Genomic DNA, 18,997 nt, shown 5'->3' with positions numbered 1-18,997 from the left:
CGCTGAATCCTCAATGATACGGATCATCTCGCTTAACCTGAACGGCATCCGCTCGGCCGGGCGCAAGGGCTGGCTGGACTGGGCCGCGGCCCAGCAGGCCGACGTGCTCTGCGTGCAGGAGCTCAAGGCGCAGGACGCCGACCTCGACGACTCGATGCGCGTCGTCGACGGAATGCACGGCGCTTTCCACTTCGCGCAGAAGAAGGGCTACAGCGGCGTGGGGCTGTACGCGCGCCGCGCGCCGCTGGCGGTGCGGTACGGCTTCGGCCACGAGGAGTTCGACGCCGAGGGGCGCTACATCGAGGCCGACCTGGGAGCGTTCACCGCGATCTCTCTTTACCTGCCGTCGGGGTCGAGCTCCGACGAGCGCCAGCAGGCGAAGTTCCGCTTCATGGACGCCTTCCTGCCGCACATGGCGCAGCTTGCCGCGAGCGGGCGCGAGATCGTGCTGTGCGGCGACTGGAACATCGCGCACATGGAGCGCGACCTGAAGAACTGGCGCAGCAACCAGAAGAACTCCGGCTTCCTGCCCGAGGAGCGGGCCTGGCTCACGCGTCTGTTCGACGAGGTCGGCTGGGTCGACGTCTACCGCCGCCTCCATCCGGAGGCCACCGACGAGAGCTACACCTGGTGGAGCAACCGCGGCCAGGCCTGGGCGAAGAACGTGGGCTGGCGGCTGGACTACCAGATCGCCACGCCGGGCCTCGCGGCGGCGGCGCGGCGCGCGGCGGTCTACAAGGACCAGCGCTTCTCCGACCACGCGCCGCTGACGATCGACTACGACTTCGGGACTTGAGAGGGCGAGCTGCCGGGCTGCCGGGCTGCCGGGATGTCTGCGACCCGCGCCTGGGCCGGGACCGCGTAGCTCAGCGGCGCCAGCGCGGCCTCAATGTGCGTCAGCTGCGCCGCGCTGATCATCCCGCGCAGCAGCTTCTGGAAGCGCGGCTCCAGCGTTCCGGAGACGATGTATTGCCAGCGGTAGGCCTTGAGCAGCGTGGCGTTCACCTGCTCGGCGCGGGCGCCGTCCCGGGCCATGCCGCAGACATCCAGGAAGTACGCGGCATCGGCCTTGGCCTGCCCTTGCAGGATGCCGTCGACGCCGGCGACCAGCGCAATGAGATCGTCCACCGCCGCGTCTCGCTGTGCATCGTCCAGACTGGCGTCTTCACGTCCCCACTCGAGCTCGTCGATGATCGCGTGCTGGGACTCCTCCTTCCAGTGGAACAGGAACACGTCCTTGAACAGCGGCGACAGGTCCGTGGCGGCGTCGATGCTGGCGCGGTAGTGCGCCTGCGAGAACAGCTCGATGTTGCAGGTCAGCGCCAGGACGGCCCAGGTGCACTTGCCCAGCACGAACGCGGCCACGTCGTTGGGCGGCACTTCGAAGAGGTAGCCCGGCGGCATGCCGGCGCCCGCCAGCAGTTCGATGCGGCGGAACAGCTCCTGGTGCTTCAGCTCCTCGTCGGTGAAGCGAACGATGGCCTCCAGCGCGGTCTGGTCGCCGAGCCAGTGCTCGCGGCTCACGTCCAGCATCTTCGCGCTGATGAAGCGCTCGACCAGCCCGAACATGTTCGCGTAGGTGCGGCCCTGCACCTGGCTCAGGAAGCGGTGCTCGGCCGGGCTCAGGAACGGCAGCTCGTCGGCCAGCGACAGGCCGTCCGGAAGGAAGGCGTGGGACAGGTCGAAGGTGCGGCCTCGGATCACGTCGCGGTCGATGTCCCACCGGATGCGCTTGGAGACTTCGATGGTCCTGGCGTAGCGGGGGACGTCGAGGGTGTAGGGGGTGGCTTCCATGGTGTCTCCTTTCTGGTCGGATCCGTCTCGTCGACGTGTTCCAAGGATTCACCCTTGCGCGCGGCCGCGCATGAGGCGGATGCCCCACGCGCCCGGCGGGCGGAGATCGCAGGCGAAAAAACGTGGGACCGACGACCCAGGCGCGCGACAATTGCGCATGGCTGCCACACGGAGTCCACTCCGTAACCTGCATCAGAGCCTGCGCTTCTGCACTGCGGCCGATGGTGTCCGCATCGCGATCGCTTCGATCGGATCCGGCCCGCCGCTGCTGCGTGCCGCGCACTGGCTGAGCCATGTCGAGCACGACCTGAACAGCCCGGTATGGCGGCCCTGGCTGGCCGAACTCGCGCGCGATCACCGCTACATCCGCTATGACCAGCGCGGCTGCGGCCTGTCCGACAGTGCGGTGGCCGATTTCTCGCTCGAAGCCTGGGTCGGCGACCTCGAGGCCGTGATCCGCAGCCTGGGCCTGCGACGCTTCCCATTGATCGGCATGTCGCAAGGCGGTGCGGTGGCGATTGCCTACGCGGTGCTCAACCCAGACAAAGTGTCGCGCCTGGTGCTGCTCGGCGCGTACGCGCGCGGCGCGCTGCGGCGCGCCACCAGCGACGCCCACCGGCTGGAAGCCGAGACCCTGGTGAACCTGATCCGCCTGGGCTGGGGGCGCGACAACGCCGCCTTCCGCCAGGTGTTCACCAACCAGTTCATCCCCGGCGGCACCCCGGCGCAGCACCAGTGGTGGAACGACCTGGAGCGCCTGACGGCGAGCCCGGAGAGCGCCGCGCGCACGCTCGAGGCGTTCCATCGCATCGACGTTACCGAACTGGCGCGCCGGCTTCGAGTGCCCACGCTGGTGCTGCACGCACGCGGCGACGCGCGCGTGCCGTTCGACGAAGGGGTGCGCCTGGCGGCACTGATCCCTGAGGCGCGCTTCGTGCCGCTCGACAGCGACAACCACGTGCTGCTGGACACCGAGCCCGCGTGGCCCGTCTTCCTGGACGAAATGCGGTCGTTCCTGGGCCCCGTGACGGCCGATGGCGCCGATGGCGCCGGTGATGCGACGCTGACGCCGGCCGAACGCGAAGTGCTGCACCTCGTGGCCCTCGGCCTAGACAACACGGCCATCGCGCAGCAGTTGGGCAAGAGCGAAAAGACGGTTCGCAACCAGGTGTCGAGCATCCTCGAGAAGCTGGGCGTGCACACGCGGGCCGGCGCGATCGTGTACGTTCGCGACCGGGCGCCCTGAGTTGCCGGGTGGCCGCATGCAGGCAGTCCCCGGTTCAGCCGCTACCTGCAGTCAGACGCACCATTCCATGGGGCCGGCCATTCCGGGCATCGACGATCCACATCCAGGCATGTCTATCCTCCGAACCACGCTCCTCGTCCTCCTGCTGGCCCTGCCGCTGGCGATCGCCGCCGTCGCCTGGGCGGTGCTGTCCGATCGCCCGGCGGTGGACCGACCGGTCGCGTTCACGCCGGCGCACGTCGAGCGCGCCCGGGAGATCCTTCGTCGCCACGACCCGCGCTGGCTGCCGGTCGGCGTGCCGCGCACGATCGGGCTCGCCGCGGAGGACGTCGACCTGGCGCTTAACTACCTTGCGGATCGCCATGCCGGTGCCAGTGCGCGCGTCGTGCTGCGCGCAGGGACGGCGGTGCTCACCGCCACCCTGCCGGTGCCGCCCAATCCGCTGGGGCGCTTCCTCGACGTGACCATGGTGCTGCGCGAGGGCGCGACGCTGCCGGTGGTCGAGTCCATGCGCCTGGGCCGGCTGCCGGTGCCCGCCAGGCTGGCCCGGCCGGTGTTCGACGAGGCACTGCGACGCCTGGTGACGCCCGAGGGATACCGGGTCGCCGTCGAGGCGGTGCGCAAGGTGGCGATCGCCGACCGCGGGCTCGCCGTGACCTACGTGTGGCAGGAAGGCCTGGCATCGCGCCTGCGGGCCGAGCTGGTTCCGGCGGCCGAGCAGGCGCGGCTGCGCGCGCACCACGAGCGGCTCGCGGCCATCGTCGGCGCCGGCCCGCGCGGGCGGCCCATCGGGCTCGACGCGCTGCTGGGCCCCCTGCTGGGCTTCGCCGCGCAGCGCAGCGAGGCGGGCGACGCGGTGGCGGAGAACCGGGCGGCGCTCCTCGTGGCGGCCTTCTACGCGAACGGCCGCGGGCTGCAGGTGCTCGTGCCGGCCGCACGCGGCTGGCGGCCGTCCGCAGCGCGCGCGGTGACGCTGGCCGGCCGCGAGGATCTCGCGAAGCACTTCGCGGTGTCCGCCGCGATCGCCGCGCACGCCGGCGTGCCCCTGTCGGACGCGATCGGTCTCTACAAGGAGCTGGAGGACTCGCGCAACGGCAGCGGCTTCGCCTTCGACGACCTCGTGGCGGACCGGGCGGGAACGCGTTTCGGCGAGCTCGCCGCCGGCGACCGGGCCTCCGCAGCCGAACTGCAGCGGCGGGTCGCGGCGGGCCTGGGCGGCGCCGACCTGCTGCCGCCGGTGGACGACCTGCCGGGGCCGATGCCGAAGGACGCCTTCGAGCGGCTCTTCGGCGGTGTCGATTCCCCGGCGTACCGGGGCGTGATGGACGACGTCGAGCGGCGCATCGCGGCGCTGCCGCTGTACCGCTGAGCCCGGGCCTCGCCGGAAGAAGACCCGCTCCAGGGCAGGGAGCGGGGCGGGTCGGCGCCGATCGGCGGCTGACCTCAGGCGGCTGCCAGGAAGTCCAGCAGGTGCCGTACCACTGCCTCGGGCTGCTCCTGCTGCACCCAGTGCCCCGCGGCATCGATGAGATGGCAGCCGAGCATCCGCGAGCACGCGCTGCGCTGCATCCGCTCCAGGCCGCCGGGGCGCTGGTGGATGCCCCAGTCGCTGGCCCCGGCGATGAACACTGAAGGCACGTCGATGCTGCGGCCAGAGAACAGCTGCAGCTCCGTCGCTTGCGCGGGGTCGAGCGAGCACCGGTACCACTGCAGCCCGCCCTGGAAGCCGGTGCGACCGTATTCATCGGCGTAGACCCCGAGCTCGTCGTCGGGCAGCCAGCGGCACGCGGCGATCGCCTCGGGCGTGGGCATGTGCGGCGCCACCGTCTGCGCCATGTCCAGCGCCCGGTCCATCACGTAGTAGTCGGGCAGCAGCGCATAGGCCTCGGCGCCGGTCGAGGCCAGGGGATGCGGCCGGTTGTGCGGCCAGTCGGCGCTCTTGACGTGGTAGTAGGCGCGCAGGAAGGCATGCAGGCCCTGCGGGCAGTCGAGCATGTCGCGCTCCGCCTCCCGCGTCGAGTAATAGGCCTGGTAGTGTTTGCGGGGCCGTGGCAGCGCGGCCAGCGCAGGGTCGAGCGCGGCGAGGGTGGCCGGCGGCCGGATGTCCGCGTCTTCGCGCCCGGCGGTGTCGAAGGGCAACGGCGGAGGGCCGGCGAAGGGCGCGCTCATCAGCGCCACCGAGCGGAACACGTCCGGGCGCACCAGGGCGCACCAGGCCGCCACCGGCGAGCCGAAGTCGTGGCCGATCACCGCCGCCACCTCGCGCAGCCCCAGCGCGCTGACCAGCGCCAGCGCATCGCGCACCAGGTTCAGCGTCCTGAACGACGCGAGGTCACCGTCGTAGCGTCCGTCCCAGCCGGTGGTTCGTCCGTAGCCGCGCTGGTCGGGGGCGATCACGCGGTAGCCGGCGGCGGCCAGCGGCAGCATGACCTGGCGCCAGCTCCAGGCCAGCTCCGGGAAGCCGTGCAGCAGCAGCAGGCATGGCCGGCCGGGCTCCTCGTGACCGGCCTCGAGCAGGTGCATCGTCAGGCCGTTGACGCCGTGCACATGGCGCGAGCGGATGCCCGTGGGAAGCGGAAGCGGCGGCAAGGCAGGGGAGGGGGTCGGTTCGGGCATCCGGGGATTCTCCCGCGAACCCGGCGCCGGAGCGCGGCGCCCCCCGCCATGCCGTTCCGATCCGGCGGCGCTAGACTGGGACAGGGCGTCCATGAACAGCCGCCCCGAAGGGCGGATGGTGTCCGCGGCCACCCACGACTACGTCACCGCGGTTGCTGCCTGGCGTGTCGGTGCCGGTGTCCGAGGCGGTCGGCCAGGGGCGCTGGACGCCTTTCGACGCGGCTTGTTTCGTGCGCGCCAGCGGCGCGACCTTACTGGCGCCTGCCGGTTCAGCGCACCGCCTGCCCCATGTTGGATCGGTATGGCGGCAGCGACCCCAGCGCGCGCCCGGTGGCCTTGGCGTAGAGCGGCATCACCTTGTCGAGGTTGCGGCGGATCTCCTCGATCCGGGTATCGTGCGCCGGGTGGGTGGACATCCACTGGGGCGGCTGGCTCTTGCCGGCCGCGGCCATCTTCTCCCAGAGCGTGACGCCGGCGCGCGGATCGAAGCCGGCGCGGGCCGCCAGGTCCATGCCGACCAGGTCGGCTTCGGTCTCGTCCCCGCGCGAGAACTTGAGCATCGTGTACTTGGCGCCGGTCTGCGCCACCATGCCGCCGAGGTCACCGTAGCCCAGCCATTGCGACAGGATCGAGGCGCCGATCGTCACCCCCTGCGCGATCGCGGACTTGGCCGCGCGCTCGCGGCCGTGCTCGCGCAGCGCGTGGGCCACCTCGTGGGCCATCACCATGCCCACCTCGTCGTCGGTGAGCTTGAGCGTGTCGAGGATGCCGGTGAAGAAGGCGATCTTGCCGCCTGGCATGCAGAAGGCGTTCACCTGCTTCGAGCCGATCAGGTTGACCTCCCACTTCCACTGCGGCGCCCGCTCGTTGAAGCGCGCTGCGTGCGGCGTGATCCTGGCGGCGATCCGGCGCAGCCGCTGCAGCTGCGCATGGCCGTCGGGCGCAAGCGCTCCCTGGGAGGCCGCTTCCGAGAGCAGGCTGCGGTACTGCGTGGCCGCTTCGCGCTCGAGCCGTTCGGCGGAAACGAGGCGAGAGACCGTGCTCTGCCCGCCCACCGCGATGCCGTCGCGGGTCTCGGCGCCGGCCTGCGCGCGCGCCACCGGCGCGACCGACACCAGAGAGGCGAGCGCGAGTGCGGCGACGCGGATTCGGAGGGCTTTGCGGATCATCCTGCCGGGGCCTGCAATGGGGAGGGCATTGGCCCGATGGTAGCGGATCGGCCGGCTCAGGGCCGCTGCTAAACTGGCCCGGATGCCGCCCCCGACGACCAACCCGTCCGCCACACCGTCCCCGCAGCCGCGCGCCCCGCGCAACCCCTACCTGGACGTCTTCGCGAACCGGCGCATCGCGGCGATGCTGCTGCTGGGCTTCGCCAGCGGCCTGCCGCTGGCGCTGTCGGCGGGCAGCCTGCAGGCCTGGCTCACGGTGGAGGGCGTCGACATCGCCACCATCGGCTTCTTCGCGCTGGCCGGACTGCCCTACACCTTCAAGTTCGTCTGGGCGCCGCTGGTCGACCGTTTCGAGCCGCCGGGGCTGGGGCGCCGCCGCGGCTGGCTGGTGCTCACGCAGATCGGGCTCGCGCTGGCCTGCCTGGTGATGTCGGGGCTGGATCCGGGCCGGTCGGTGATGGCGATGGGTGTCTGCGCAGTGGCGATCGCCTTCCTGTCCGCCTCCCAGGACGTCGCCTTCGACGCCTACCGCAGCGACCTGCTCGGCGATCGCGAGCGCGGCGCGGGCGCGGCGGTGTCGGTGCTCGGCTACCGGCTCGCGATGCTGGTGTCCGGCGGGTTGGCGCTGATCCTGGCCGATCAGTGGCTGGGCTGGCCGGGCACCTATCGGCTGATGGCGGCGCTCTTCGCGCTGATGGCGGTGGTCAGCGCGTTCTCGCCGCGGGTCGCGCCTGCGCAGGGCGTGGCGAGCGACGTGCGCCGCGAGCTCGTCGGCTTCGTCTCGATGCTGGTCGCTGGCGGCGTGGTCTGGTTCGCGCTGCGCGCCCTGCCCTGGGGGGCGCTCGAGGCGGATCGCTTCGGCCGCCTCGCAGTGCTGTCGTTCTGTCTGCTCGCGTCGTTCGCGGCCGCGCTGAAGGCCGCGCGCTGGGCCGGCTTCCCCTCGTTCATCGCGCCCTGGGATGCGTTCTTCTCCCGCGATCGCGCTGTGGCGCTGCTTGCGCTGATCGTCCTCTACAAGCTGGGCGACGCGTTCGCGGGCACGCTGTCCACCGCCTTCCTGATCCGCGGCGCCGGCTTCAGCCAGACCGAGGTGGGCGCAGTGAACAAGGTGCTCGGGCTGGGCGCGACCATCGTCGGCGCGCTCGCCGGCGGCGCCTGGCTGGCCCGGCACCCGCTCTACACCGCGCTGATGGTCTTCGGCGTGCTGCAGGCGGTATCCAACCTCGGTTACTGGCTGCTGTCGGTGGCGCCCAAGAACTTCACGCTGATGGCGGCGGCGATCGGCCTGGAGAACCTCTGCGGCGGCATGGGCACCGCAGCCTTCGTCGCCTTCCTGATGGCGCTCACCGACCGGCGTTTCTCGGCGGCGCAGTTCGCGTTGCTCTCCGCGCTCGCGGCCGTGGGGCGCGTGTACGTGGGCCCGGCCGCCGGCGTGATGGTGGAGGCGCTCGGCTGGCCCACCTTCTTCATGTGGACCGTGGTGGCCGCGCTCCCCGGTCTGTTGCTGCTGCGGTGGCTTCGCCGCACAATCGACACGCTGTCACGACCCGCCGGGTCGTCGGAGGAGACGACATGAACGATCTGACCCGGGGCGCAGCGCTCGCCCCCGAACAGGCATCGGCCGGAATGGATGCCTTCTGGATGCCCTTCACCGCCAACCGCCAGTTCAAGGCGGCGCCGCGGCTGCTGGCGCGCGCCGAGGGCATGCACTACTACACGCCCGAAGGGCGCCAGGTCCTGGACGCCCAGGCCGGCCTGTGGTGCGTCAATGCCGGCCACTGCCGCAAGCCGATCGTCGACGCCATCGCCCAGGCCGCCGCGTCGCTCGACTTCGCGCCCACCTTCCAGATGGGCCATCCGATGGCCTTCGAGCTGGCCGAGCGGCTGGTGGCGCTGGCCGGCAAGCCCTTCGACCACGTGTTCTTCTGCAACTCCGGCTCCGAGGCGGTCGACTCCGCGCTGAAAATCGCGCTCGCCTGGCACCGGCTGCGCGGCGAAGGCCAGCGCACCCGCCTGATCGGCCGCGAGCGCGGTTATCACGGCGTGGGCTTCGGCGGCATCTCGGTCGGTGGCATCGTCGGCAACCGCAAGATGTTCGGCCCGCTGCTGCCAGGGGTCGACCACCTGCCGGCCACATTCAACCTGAAGGAGCAGGCGTTCTCGCGCGGCCAGCCGCAGTGGGGCGCCCACCTCGCCGACGAGCTCGAGCGCATCATCGCGCTGCACGACGCCTCCACCATCGCCGCGGTCATCGTCGAGCCGGTGGCGGGCTCGGCCGGCGTGCTGGTGCCGCCGGTGGGCTATCTGGAGCGCCTGCGCGAGATCACTTCGAAGCACGGCATCCTGCTGATCTTCGACGAGGTCATCACCGGCTTCGGCCGGATCGGCAAGCCCTTCGGCTGGCAGCGTTTCGGCGTGATCCCCGACCTGGTCACCACGGCCAAGGGCATCAACAGCGGCACGGTGCCGCTTGGTGCCGTGTTCGCGCGCGAGGGCATCTACGACGCCTTCATGCAGGGCCCGCAGGGGGCGATCGAACTCGCCCACGGCTACACCTACTCGGCGCATCCGCTGGCCTGCGCTGCAGCGCTCGCCACGCTGGACGTCTACCGCGACGAGGGCCTGCTGACCCGGGCCGCCGAACTCGAGACCTGCTGGGAGGACGCGCTGCACTCGCTCAAGGACGTGCGCAACGTGATCGACATCCGCAACATCGGCCTGATGGGCGCGGTCGAACTCGCCCCGCGGCCCGGCGCGCCGGGCGCGCGTGCCTACGAGGCGCACGTGAAGGCCTTCTTCGAGGAAGACCTGCTGGTGCGCTACACCGGCGACATCGTCGCGCTCTCGCCGCCGCTGATCGTCAGCCGCGAGCAGATCGACCGGATCGCGGCGGGACTGCGCAGCGTCCTCGAGCGCATCGACTGAACATCCACCAATCCGTTTCCCTGAACGAGGCAAGCTTTTCCATGATCGATGACCGGGCGCTCGACGTCCTCTTCCGCAACGCACGCACCGCCAATTCCTTCCTCGACACCCCGGTCACCGACGCCCAGCTTCGCCAGGCCTTCGACCTGATGAAGATGGCGCCCACCTCCGCCAACTGCCAGCCGGCGCGCTTCGTGTTCCTGCGCAGCGCCGCCGCCAGGGAGCGCCTGCGCCCGGCGCTGTCGGCCGGCAATCTTGCCAAGACCATGTCGGCGCCGGTGACCGCGATCATCGCGCACGACATGCAGTTCCAGGAGCACCTGCCGAAGCTGTTCCCGCACGACCAGACCGCCAAGTCCTGGTTCGACGGCGACGCGAAGAAGGCCGGGCGAGAGCTCACCGCGTTCCGCAACGGCACCCTGCAGGCGGCCTACTTCATGCTTGCCGCGCGCGCGGTCGGCCTGGACTGCGGGCCGATGTCCGGCTTCGACAATGCCGTGGTCGACGCCGAGTTCTTTCCGGACGGCCGCTTCCGGTCGAACTTCCTCTGCAACCTCGGCCAGGCCGACCACTCGAAGACCTTCCCGCGCAGCCCCCGCTTCGCGTTCGACGAGATCTGCCAGGTCCTGTAGGCCCCGGAGGGGCGCCCGCGCCGCGGCCTGCGCGTCCCCTCTTGAAAGCTCGCGCCATCGCTCCAAGATTGAGGTCATCGGTTCGTGCAACCGTAATCCTGAAGGAGAGATGAAGATGAGCCGCCTGTCCGTCTACGATCCGTTCGCCGAAGTGTTCCCCGAGCTGTTCCGTGGTCTCGTGGCCCCTGCCAAGGCCGCAGCCGGCCAGGCCCTGGAGGTCAGGGTCGAGGTGAAGGAGTCCCCCTCCGAGTACAACGTCAGCGCCGAGCTGCCGGGCGTCGCCAAGGAGGACATCCACGTCGAGATCGACGGCAACCGGGTGTCGATCAGCGGCGAGGTCAAGCGCGAGAGCGAGCAGAAGGAAGGCGAGCGCGTGCTGCGCAGCGAGCGCTACTACGGCTCGGTGGCGCGCAGCTTTTCGCTGGCCAACGAGATCGACGAGTCCAAGTCCGAGGCGAAGTTCGACAACGGCGTCCTCACGCTGAAGCTGCCCAAGAAGGCGGCCGCCGGCGGCCGCAAGCTCTCGATCAGCTGATCCCGGGCGGGGGCCGCCGACGATCCTGGCGGCGGCCCCGTTCCGCCGCTTTCGCGCATCGGGAGTAAAGTCGGGCGCCACCAGCCTGCAGAGGAAGCCCCGACCATGAGCGCAGCCACCCTGAGGCAAGAGGCGCATGCCTCGCCCGGCGCGCCGCTTCCGCCGCCGCTGGAAGCGGTCGCCCTGTCGATCACCGGAATGACCTGCGCGGCCTGCGCGGGCCGGGTCGAAAAATCGCTGAAGAAGGTGCCCGGCGTGAGCGACGCCGCGGTGAACCTGGCCACCGAAGTGGCCACCGTGCGCTTTGGCGCCGGTACGGTCGATGCGGCCGCGCTGGTCGCCGCGGTCGAAAAGGCCGGTTATGGCGCAGCGCTGCGCGACGAGAATGCGAAGCCCTCAGCGCAGGAGGGCGGACGCGGCGGCCTCGCGGTGCTGGTGGCCGCGCTGCTATCGGCGCCGCTGGTGCTGCCGATGCTGCTGCAACCCTTCGGAATCCACGCGATGCTGCCCGGCTGGTGGCAGCTGCTGCTCGCCACCCCGGTGCAGTTCGTGCTCGGTGCACGCTTCTATTCGGCCGGCTGGAAGGCGCTGCGGGCCGGCTCCGGGAACATGGACCTGCTGGTGGCCATCGGCACCACCGCCGCCTACGGGCTCTCGGTCTACCACCTGCTCCAGTGGACATTCCCGAGCGCACACGCGGCGCACAGCGCAATGGCGCCCCACTACTACTTCGAGGCCTCGGCGGTCGTCATCACGCTGGTGATGTTCGGCAAGTGGCTGGAGGCGCGCGCCAAGCGCAAGACCACCGAGGCGATCCGCGCATTGCAGGCGCTGCGCCCGGACCGCGCGACGCTGCTGCGCGACGGCGTCGAGCAGGCCGTGCCGGTGGCGGTGGTGATGGTCGGCGACTCGGTCGTCGTGCGGCCCGGCGAGCGGATTCCGGTCGACGGCGAGGTGCTCGATGGCAGCACCCACGTCGACGAATCCTTCATCACCGGCGAAAGCAACCCGGTGGCGAAGTCGCCCGGCGACCGCGTCACCGGCGGTTCGATCAACGCCGACGGTCTGCTGCTGCTGCGCACCACCGCGGTGGGCGCGGAGTCGGTGCTCGCGCGGATCATCCACATGGTGGAGGAGGCGCAGGCGAACAAGGCGCCGATCCAGCGCCTGGTCGATCGCGTGAGCGAGGTCTTCGTGCCGGCGGTCGTGCTGGTGGCGCTGGTCACGCTGCTGGGCTGGGGCCTGGGCGGCGGCGACTGGACCCGCGCGATCCTCAACGCGGTGGCAGTGCTGGTCATCGCCTGCCCCTGCGCGCTCGGCCTGGCGACGCCCACCGCGATCATGGCCGGCACCGGCGTGGCCGCCAAGCACGGCATCCTGATCAAGGACGCGCAGGCGCTGGAAACCGCGCACGCGGTGTCGGTGGTGGCATTCGACAAGACCGGCACGCTGACCGTGGGCCGTCCGTCCCTGGTGGCGCTGGTGCCGGCGCAGGGGATCGACGAGATCGGCGTGCTCCGCCTGGCGGCGGCGATCCAGGCCGGCAGCGAGCATCCGCTGGCGCGCGCAGTGCTGGAGGCCGCGGCCACGGCGCAGGGGGCAGGCGCGGGGGCCGGGGCGGGCGGGGCGCTGGCGGCGCGCGAGATCCGCGCGATCCCGGGGCGCGGCGTGCGTGGCGAGGTGCAGGGCGTCGAGGCCTGGGTGGGCAGCCGGCGCCTGATGGATGAGATAGGCGTGGCGGTCGGACCGCTGGAGGAGGCGGCCCGGGTGCTCGAGGCCGAGGGCCGGACCGTCTCCTTTGTCGCCTGGCGGGCCGCCCAGGGTGACGGCGAGGCCGCCCCGGCGGGCCTGCTCGCCTTCGGCGACGCGCTCAAGCCCGGTGCGCGGCTTGCGATCGAGCGGCTGCGCCGGCGCGGCATCCGCACCGTGATGCTCACTGGCGACAACCCCGGCGCTGCAGCAGCGGTGGCGAAGGAACTGGGCCTCGACGAGGTGCGCGCGCAGGTGCTGCCGGAGCAGAAGGCCGAGGCGGTGGCTGCGCTGCGTGTCGGCGCGCACGGCGGCCGGCCGGCGGTGGTCGCGATGGTTGGCGACGGCGTCAACGATGCGCCCGCGCTGGCTGCCGCCGACGTCGGCATCGCCATGTCCACCGGCACCGACGTTGCGATGCACACCGCGGGCATCACCCTGATGCGCGGCGACCCTTCGCTTGTGGAAGATGCGATTGCGATTTCACAGCGAACCTACTCTAAAATCCGCCAGAATCTCTTCTGGGCGTTCGTCTACAACGTGATCGGTATCCCGCTTGCCGCGTTCGGCAAGCTCGATCCGGTGCTGGCGGGCGCAGCGATGGCGTTCTCGAGCGTCAGCGTCGTGAGCAACGCGCTGCTGCTCAGAAGGTGGAAGCCGGGCGGCACCGCAGGCGCGGGGGCGCGGCAATCAGGCTCGATGACAGACAAGGAGAACACGGTGGGGGACACTCGATGAAGCACAAGGCGTTGAAGATCGTTCACGACGAGCACCAGGCCATCGGGGCCATGCTCCAGACCTTGCGGATCCTCAGCTCGCGGCTGAGCGAGAAGGCGAAGGCCGAGGATTTCGAGCTGGTCCGGGCGATCCTCTTCTACATCGACGAGTTCCCCGAGAAGCGGCATCACGCCAACGAGACCAATGCGCTGTTCCCCCGCCTGCGCTTGCGCTCGCCGGAGGCGGCCGAGGTGCTCGACCGCCTTGAAAGGGAGCACTCCCATAGCCAGGCCTCGGTGCGCGAGATCGAGCACCTGCTGCTGGCGTTCGAGCAGATGGGCGAGTCCCGTCACAAGGCCTTCTCGGACGCGCTCGAGCACTTCATCGAGTTCTACGCGCACCACATGCAGGTCGAGGAGACGGAAGTGCTGCCGCTGGCGGACCGTCTGCTCAATGGCGACGACTGGGATGCCGTCAACGCGGCCTTCGAGGAGCACCGCGATCCTCTCACCGGGCACAAGCCCTCCGAGGAGTACCAGGCGCTGTTCGAGAAGATCCTCGAGCGCGCGCCGGCCCCCATCGGGCTGGGCAAGCCGGCCTGAGCCTCAGGCCGCCGCCGCCGCCGCCCGGCCGGGCGCGCGGCGGCGCACCCGCAGCCTGAAGCCGTCCGGCTTCAGCGTCAGGGTTTCGCGGATCGCTGCCGTCGGCCGGCCGTCCGCGCACTCGAATTCCAGCCTCTGCAGGATCAGCGCCAGCGCGAGCTTGGCCTCCATGATCGCGAACTGCCGTCCGATGCAGGAGCGTTGGCCGTTGCCGAAGGGCTTGTAGGCCGCCGACGGGATCTTCGCCTCGTTCTCCGGCAGGAAACGGTCGATGTCGAAGCGCTCCGGGTCCGTCCAGACCTTGGGGTCGCGATGCAGCGACGGCAGCAGCACGGTCACCTGGCGGTTGCGCGCGATCGGGTAGCGGCCGCCCAGCAGCGTGTCCTCGAAGGGCGCCACCGCGAAGGCGGGCGCGGTCGGCCACAGCCGCAGCGTCTCCTTCAGGATGCGGTCGATCACGTCGAGGCGGCCCAGGTCGTCGTACTCCGGAGTCCGCCCGCCGGCCAGCACCGCGTCCACCTCGTCGCGCGCCTGCGCGAGCACTTCGGGGTGCTCGAGCAGCAGGCGCAGCACGAAGGACAGCAGGCCGCTGGTGGTCTCGTGGCCGGCGATCAGGAAGGTGATCACCTGGTAGCGGATGTTGGCGTCGTCCAGCCCTTCCTTGCTCACCGGGTCCACCGCTTCGAGCATCAGTCCCAGCAGGTCGCGCGACTGCACCGGATGCGCGCGGCGCTCGCGGATCACTTCGTCGACCAGCGCGTGCATCTCGGCGATGTCGCGGTCGTAGCGGCGATTGCTCATGAAGCGCGCGCGCGTCAGCCACCGGTGGCGGGTGAGCCGGCCCATGGTCTCGTCGAGCACCCGCCCCATCGCCTGCAGGAAGGGATGCAGCTCCGCGCTGGCGAAGGACTCGAAGCGGTAGCCGAAGCCGCACAGCGCGATCGTGTCCAGCGTCAGCCGGGTCATGTCCTCCGAGACCTCGATCGGCGCGCCGGCGCTCGCCTCCCACTTCGCGACCAGCTGGCCCGCGACGTCGAGCATCGCGTCGAAGTAGGCGCGCCGCGCCCGCTGCGCGAAGGCCGGCACCAGGATGCGGTGCGCCTTGCCCCAGTTCGGCTCGTCCTGGTGGGCGGTGAACAGGCCATCGCCGGCCAGCGCGCGCAGGATGGACAGCGGCGGCTTGACGATCTTGCGGAAGCGCTTCTCGTCGCAGAGTTCGGCGGCCAATGCAGCGGAAGTGACGAAGGGCACCCGGAAGCCGGCGAAGTCGATCTCGAAGATGCCGTCGAAGTCCGGCGCCACGCCCATCAGGTGCTGGGTGAGCCGTCCGCGCGGCAGCTGCAGCAGGTTGCCCAGCACCGGCAGGCGCGGCGGGGTGGGGATGGGCTCGGCGGCGACGTGCAGGGAGGGCGTGGCCCCGGAAGTGCTCGATTGCATCGATTGGCTCTTGGCGTGCGGTGTTGGGGGAGCGGCCGGGCAGCGCTCGACGCGATGGAATCTATCCTACGGTGTAGGGGTGGTCAATCGACCCGCAAAGGCCACGGTGGCACAATTCTGGCCGACATGAATCCGCCCGACCCCATCCCCGCGCCCCGCGCCCCGCTCACCCCGGCGCGCATCCACGAGGCGGCGCTGGCGCTGATCGACGCGCACGGCATCGAGGGGCTCAGCATGCGGCGCCTGGCCGCGGCGCTGGGCGTCGACCCGATGTCGATCTACCACCACGTCCCGGGCAAGCAGGCGCTGCTGCAGGGCGTGTTCCAGGCGGTGCTGGAGGAACTGGCGATCCCGCGCCGCGGTGCGGGGGGATGGCAGTCCGTGCTTCGGCAGCTCGCCAGGCGATTCCACGCGCTGGCCCGCCGCCATCCGCGGGTGGTGCGCGCGCTGCTATCCAGCGCGCAGGCCACCGCGCGCGAGCGCGAAATCCACGCCGTCATCGACGCCTGCCTGGCCGAGGCCGGGTTCGAGGTCGACGACCGTACCCGGCTCGCCTGGTCGATCTACACCTATGCCACCGGGCTGGCCGGCGTGTCGGCCCGCGAGCCCGCGGCCGACCTCGAGTTCAGCATCGACCTGATGATCGCGGGAATCGAGACCCTCGCTGCGCGGCGCAGGGGGCACGCGGGCCCGGTGGCCGATCACGAGGCCGCCGGCCGCTAGGCCGGCGCCCGCCGGACCCCGAGCCAGGCCATGCCCGACGCCACCATTGCGCCAGCGAACCAGGGCGAGCCCGAGACTCCCGTGCCGACCTCGAGCCAGGCCATGCCCGACGCAGCCCCCGCGCCGACGAGCCCATCCAGCGCCCCGCCGCGGGGCAGCGTCGCCGAGGTGTTCCTCGCCTTCCTGCGGCTGGGGCTGGTCTCCTTCGGCGGTCCGGTGGCGCACCTGGGCTACTTCCGGGAAGCCTTCGTCGAGCGCCGCCGCTGGCTGTCCGCGCAGGCCTACGCTGACCTGGTCGCGCTGTGCCAGTTCCTGCCCGGTCCGGCGAGCAGCCAGGTGGGCATCGCGCTGGGCCTGTCGCGAGCCGGAGTTCCCGGCGCGTTGGCCGCCTGGGCCGGCTTCACGCTGCCGTCGGCGATCGCGCTGGCGCTGTTCGCGCTGGGCATCGCGGCCTGGGGCGGGGGGCCGGCGCCCGGCCTGCTCCAGGGACTGGAGCTCGCGGCCGTCGCGGTGGTCGCGCTGGCGGTCTGGGCGATGGGGCGCACGCTGTGCCCGGATGCGCCGCGCGCCACGCTGGCTGCCGCGGCGGCGGCGGCAACGCTCGCCTGGCCGGGCCCGATGGCGCAGGTTGGCGTGATCGTCCTGGCGGCCGCGCTGGGGCTGCTGCTGTTCCGCCAGCCGGCCGCGGAGGATTCCGGCCATGAGCTGCCGGTCAGCGTGGGCCGCGGGCTGGCACTGGCGTCGCTCGCGCTGTTCGCCGCGCTGCTGTTCGGGCTGCCGCTGCTGGCGGCGGCGCGCCCCGGCTGGGCGATCGAGATGCTCGACGCCTTCTACCGCAGCGGCGCGCTGGTGTTCGGCGGCGGCCACGTGGTGCTTCCGCTGCTGCAGGCGGAGGTGGTGCCGACGGGCTGGGTCGGCGCCGAGGACTTCCTGGCCGGCTACGGCGCCGCCCAGGCGGTGCCCGGTCCACTGTTCACCTTTGCCTCCTACCTGGGGGCTGTCGCCCACGGCTGGGCCGGGGCAGCCGTGGCGCTGATCGGCATCTTCCTGCCCTCCTTCCTGCTGGTGTTCGGCGTGCTGCCTTTCTGGGAAGGGCTGCGCCGCCGTCCGGGGGCGCGCGCGGCGCTTGCCGGGGTGAACGCGGCGGTGGTCGGCCTGCTGCTGGCGGCGCTCTACGACCCTGTCTGGACCGGCGCGGTGCGCGGCCCGGGGGATTTCGCGCAGGCGCTGGGCGCCTTCGTCGCGCTGGCCTGGTGGCGGGCGCCGCCCTGGGCGGTGGTGCTGGGCAGCGCGCTGCTCGGCTGGCTCCGGGTGGCCTGGGCCTGACCGCCCGGGAGCGGATCGAACCCTGCGCGGCTCACGGCGCCGCGGCACGTGTCGAAAATCATCGCTATGGACGATGACCGGGGCGGGGCTCTGCCGGACAATGCCCGTCCAATCCTTCCACCCACTGGCGGTTCGATCCCGCCATCAACGAGAGCCGAACACCGATGGATTTCAACCTTCCCACCGAGCTCACCGAGTTCCTGAAGAACCTCGACCGGTTCATCGACCAGGAAATCCGGCCCTTGCAGGCCAAGGACGACAACGAGCGCTTCTTCGACCATCGCCGGGAGTGGGCGCGCACCGACTTCGACAATGACGGCCTGCCGCGCCCCGAGTGGGAAGCGCTGCTGGTCGAGTGCAAGAAGCTCGCCGACAAGGCCGGCTTCTGGCGCCTGCCGCTGCCCAAGGAATTCGGCGGCCAGGAGATCGGCAACCTGTGGATGTCGGTGATCCGCGACCACCTCGCGTCGAAGGGACTGGGCCTGTTCAACGACCTGCAGAACGAGCACTCCGTGGTCGGCAACTTCCCGATCATCGTGATGCTGCGCGACTTCGGCACGCAGGAGCAGAAGGACAAGTTCATCACCGGCCAGCTGAACTTCGAGACCCGCATCACCTTCGGCCTGACCGAGCCGAACCACGGCTCGGACGCCACCCACATGGAGACGAAGGCGGTCCGCGAGACCCGCAACGGCGTGTCCGGCTGGCTGATCAACGGCGAGAAGATGTGGACCACGGGCATGCACACGGCGACGCATTGCGCGCTGTTCGCACGCACCTCTGGCAAGGCCGGCGACGCGCTGGGCATCACCTGCTTCCTGGTGCCCACCGAAACCCCGGGGGTGAAGATCGAGGAGTACATGTGGACCTTCAACATGCCCACCGATCACCCGCGCGTGAGCTTCACCGGCGTCTGGGTGCCGGACACCACCATGTTCGGCAAGGAAGGCCACGGCCTGCCGCTGGCGCAGTCCTTCGTTCACGAGAACCGCATCCGCCAGGCTGCCAGCTCGCTGGGCGCAGCGCAGTTCTGCGTCAACGAGAGCGTGAAGTACGCCCGTGAGCGCAAGCCCTTCGGCGAGGAGCTGGCCCGCAACCAGGGCATCCAGTTCCCGCTGGTCGAGCTGGCCACGCAGTGCGAGATGCTGCGCCTGCTGATCCGCAAGACCGCCTGGGAAATGGACCAGATGCCGCACCCCGAGGTCGCCAAGAAGCTCTCGGACAAGGTGTCGATGTGCAACTACTGGGCCAACCGCCTGGTGTGCGAGGCGGCCGACCGCGCGATGCAGGTCCACGGCGGCATCGGCTACTCGCGTCACAAGCCCTTCGAGCACATCTACCGTCACCATCGCCGCTACCGGATCACCGAGGGCTCCGAGGAGATCCAGATGCGCAAGGTCGCGGGCTTCCTGTTCGGCTACATGGGCCCGAACAAGTTCTGAGCCTTGGCTGACTGATGCGTGCGCGGGCGCCTTCGGGCGCCCGCGCCGTTTCTGCGCCCCTGGTCGCCCCGCAGTCTCCGCGCA

General features: G+C 71.0%; 16 protein-coding genes. 12 read left to right on the top strand and 4 right to left on the bottom strand.

Features of this window, described 5'->3' with window-relative positions:
* Positions 1-13: 13 nt before the first annotated feature.
* Positions 14-796 (top strand): exodeoxyribonuclease III, encoded by a 783-nt coding sequence (locus tag HNQ70_RS16735; protein ID WP_183969787.1) that lies wholly within the window; start codon positions 14-16, stop codon positions 794-796.
* On the opposite strand, the gene HNQ70_RS16730 is transcribed toward HNQ70_RS16735, so the two are convergent.
* Positions 778-1,794 (bottom strand): hypothetical protein, encoded by a 1,017-nt coding sequence (locus HNQ70_RS16730; protein WP_246435017.1) that lies wholly within the window; start codon positions 1,792-1,794, stop codon positions 778-780. The two genes, HNQ70_RS16735 and HNQ70_RS16730, sit on opposite strands and share 19 nt — an antisense overlap.
* A 157-nt stretch (positions 1,795-1,951) precedes the next feature.
* Here HNQ70_RS16730 and HNQ70_RS16725 point away from each other — a divergent pair, with 157 nt between their 5' ends.
* Together HNQ70_RS16725 and HNQ70_RS16720 are read left to right on the top strand one after the other, a co-directional pair.
* Positions 1,952-3,040 carry an alpha/beta fold hydrolase gene (locus tag HNQ70_RS16725; protein WP_183969785.1) on the top strand — a complete coding sequence of 363 codons (1,089 nt, stop codon included), beginning with the start codon at positions 1,952-1,954 and terminating at the stop codon, positions 3,038-3,040.
* Positions 3,041-3,149: 109 nt separating this feature from the next.
* A complete protein-coding gene (locus HNQ70_RS16720; protein WP_183969783.1) occupies positions 3,150-4,409 on the top strand; it encodes a hypothetical protein in 1,260 nt (419 codons plus the stop codon).
* A gap of 74 nt (positions 4,410-4,483) precedes the next feature.
* Here the strand turns inward: HNQ70_RS16720 and HNQ70_RS16715 are convergent, their stop codons facing one another.
* Together HNQ70_RS16715 and HNQ70_RS16710 are read right to left on the bottom strand one after the other, a co-directional pair.
* A complete protein-coding gene (locus HNQ70_RS16715; RefSeq protein WP_246435051.1) occupies positions 4,484-5,563 on the bottom strand; it encodes an alpha/beta hydrolase in 1,080 nt (359 codons plus the stop codon).
* Positions 5,564-5,925: 362 nt separating this feature from the next.
* Positions 5,926-6,825, bottom strand: coding sequence for a M48 family metallopeptidase (locus HNQ70_RS16710; RefSeq protein ID WP_183969779.1), 900 nt, complete (start codon positions 6,823-6,825; stop codon positions 5,926-5,928).
* 184 nt (positions 6,826-7,009) lie between these two features.
* Here HNQ70_RS16710 and HNQ70_RS16705 point away from each other — a divergent pair, with 184 nt between their 5' ends.
* From HNQ70_RS16705 to HNQ70_RS16680, 6 genes are all read left to right on the top strand, one after another.
* A complete protein-coding gene (locus HNQ70_RS16705) occupies positions 7,010-8,401 on the top strand; it encodes an AmpG family muropeptide MFS transporter (RefSeq protein WP_183969987.1) in 1,392 nt (463 codons plus the stop codon).
* Positions 8,398-9,750: an omega-aminotransferase AptA gene (gene aptA / locus HNQ70_RS16700; RefSeq protein ID WP_183969777.1), complete on the top strand. Its 1,353-nt coding sequence runs from the start codon at positions 8,398-8,400 to the stop codon at positions 9,748-9,750. The genes HNQ70_RS16705 and aptA overlap by 4 nt, the downstream gene beginning before the upstream one ends.
* A 41-nt stretch (positions 9,751-9,791) precedes the next feature.
* Positions 9,792-10,382 carry a malonic semialdehyde reductase gene (locus HNQ70_RS16695; protein WP_183969775.1) on the top strand — a complete coding sequence of 197 codons (591 nt, stop codon included), beginning with the start codon at positions 9,792-9,794 and terminating at the stop codon, positions 10,380-10,382.
* A 115-nt stretch (positions 10,383-10,497) separates the two neighbouring features.
* Positions 10,498-10,917, top strand: coding sequence for an Hsp20/alpha crystallin family protein (locus tag HNQ70_RS16690; RefSeq protein ID WP_183969773.1), 420 nt, complete (start codon positions 10,498-10,500; stop codon positions 10,915-10,917).
* A 105-nt stretch (positions 10,918-11,022) separates the two neighbouring features.
* Positions 11,023-13,404: a heavy metal translocating P-type ATPase gene (locus HNQ70_RS16685; RefSeq protein WP_183969771.1), complete on the top strand. Its 2,382-nt coding sequence runs from the start codon at positions 11,023-11,025 to the stop codon at positions 13,402-13,404.
* Positions 13,401-13,985, top strand: a complete 585-nt coding sequence (locus HNQ70_RS16680) for a hemerythrin domain-containing protein (RefSeq protein ID WP_183969769.1) — start codon at positions 13,401-13,403, stop codon at positions 13,983-13,985. The genes HNQ70_RS16685 and HNQ70_RS16680 overlap by 4 nt, the downstream gene beginning before the upstream one ends.
* Positions 13,986-13,988: 3 nt before the next feature.
* On the opposite strand, the gene HNQ70_RS16675 is transcribed toward HNQ70_RS16680, so the two are convergent.
* On the bottom strand, positions 13,989-15,422 hold the full coding sequence (locus HNQ70_RS16675) for a cytochrome P450 (RefSeq protein WP_183969767.1): 1,434 nt from the start codon (positions 15,420-15,422) through the stop codon (positions 13,989-13,991).
* Between the two features lie 126 nt (positions 15,423-15,548).
* Between HNQ70_RS16675 and HNQ70_RS16670 the strand changes: the two genes are divergently transcribed.
* From HNQ70_RS16670 to HNQ70_RS16660, 3 genes are all read left to right on the top strand, one after another.
* Complete coding sequence (locus HNQ70_RS16670; protein WP_221302851.1) at positions 15,549-16,145, top strand: TetR/AcrR family transcriptional regulator; 597 nt, start codon at positions 15,549-15,551, stop codon at positions 16,143-16,145.
* A 102-nt stretch (positions 16,146-16,247) separates the two neighbouring features.
* Entirely contained in the window at positions 16,248-17,471 is a 1,224-nt protein-coding gene (chrA, locus tag HNQ70_RS16665) for a chromate efflux transporter (RefSeq protein ID WP_183969985.1), read from the top strand.
* A 164-nt stretch (positions 17,472-17,635) separates the two neighbouring features.
* The gene (locus HNQ70_RS16660) at positions 17,636-18,913 is read left to right on the top strand and encodes an acyl-CoA dehydrogenase family protein (RefSeq protein WP_183969763.1); all 1,278 of its coding nucleotides are present in this window, start codon (positions 17,636-17,638) and stop codon (positions 18,911-18,913) included.
* Positions 18,914-18,997 lie beyond the last annotated feature (84 nt).

Origin of the sequence: Quisquiliibacterium transsilvanicum (assembly GCF_014202215.1) — a bacterium.
GTDB classification, from domain to species: domain Bacteria; phylum Pseudomonadota; class Gammaproteobacteria; order Burkholderiales; family Burkholderiaceae_E; genus Quisquiliibacterium; species Quisquiliibacterium transsilvanicum.
This window is presented reverse-complemented; position numbering and strand designations above follow the sequence as displayed.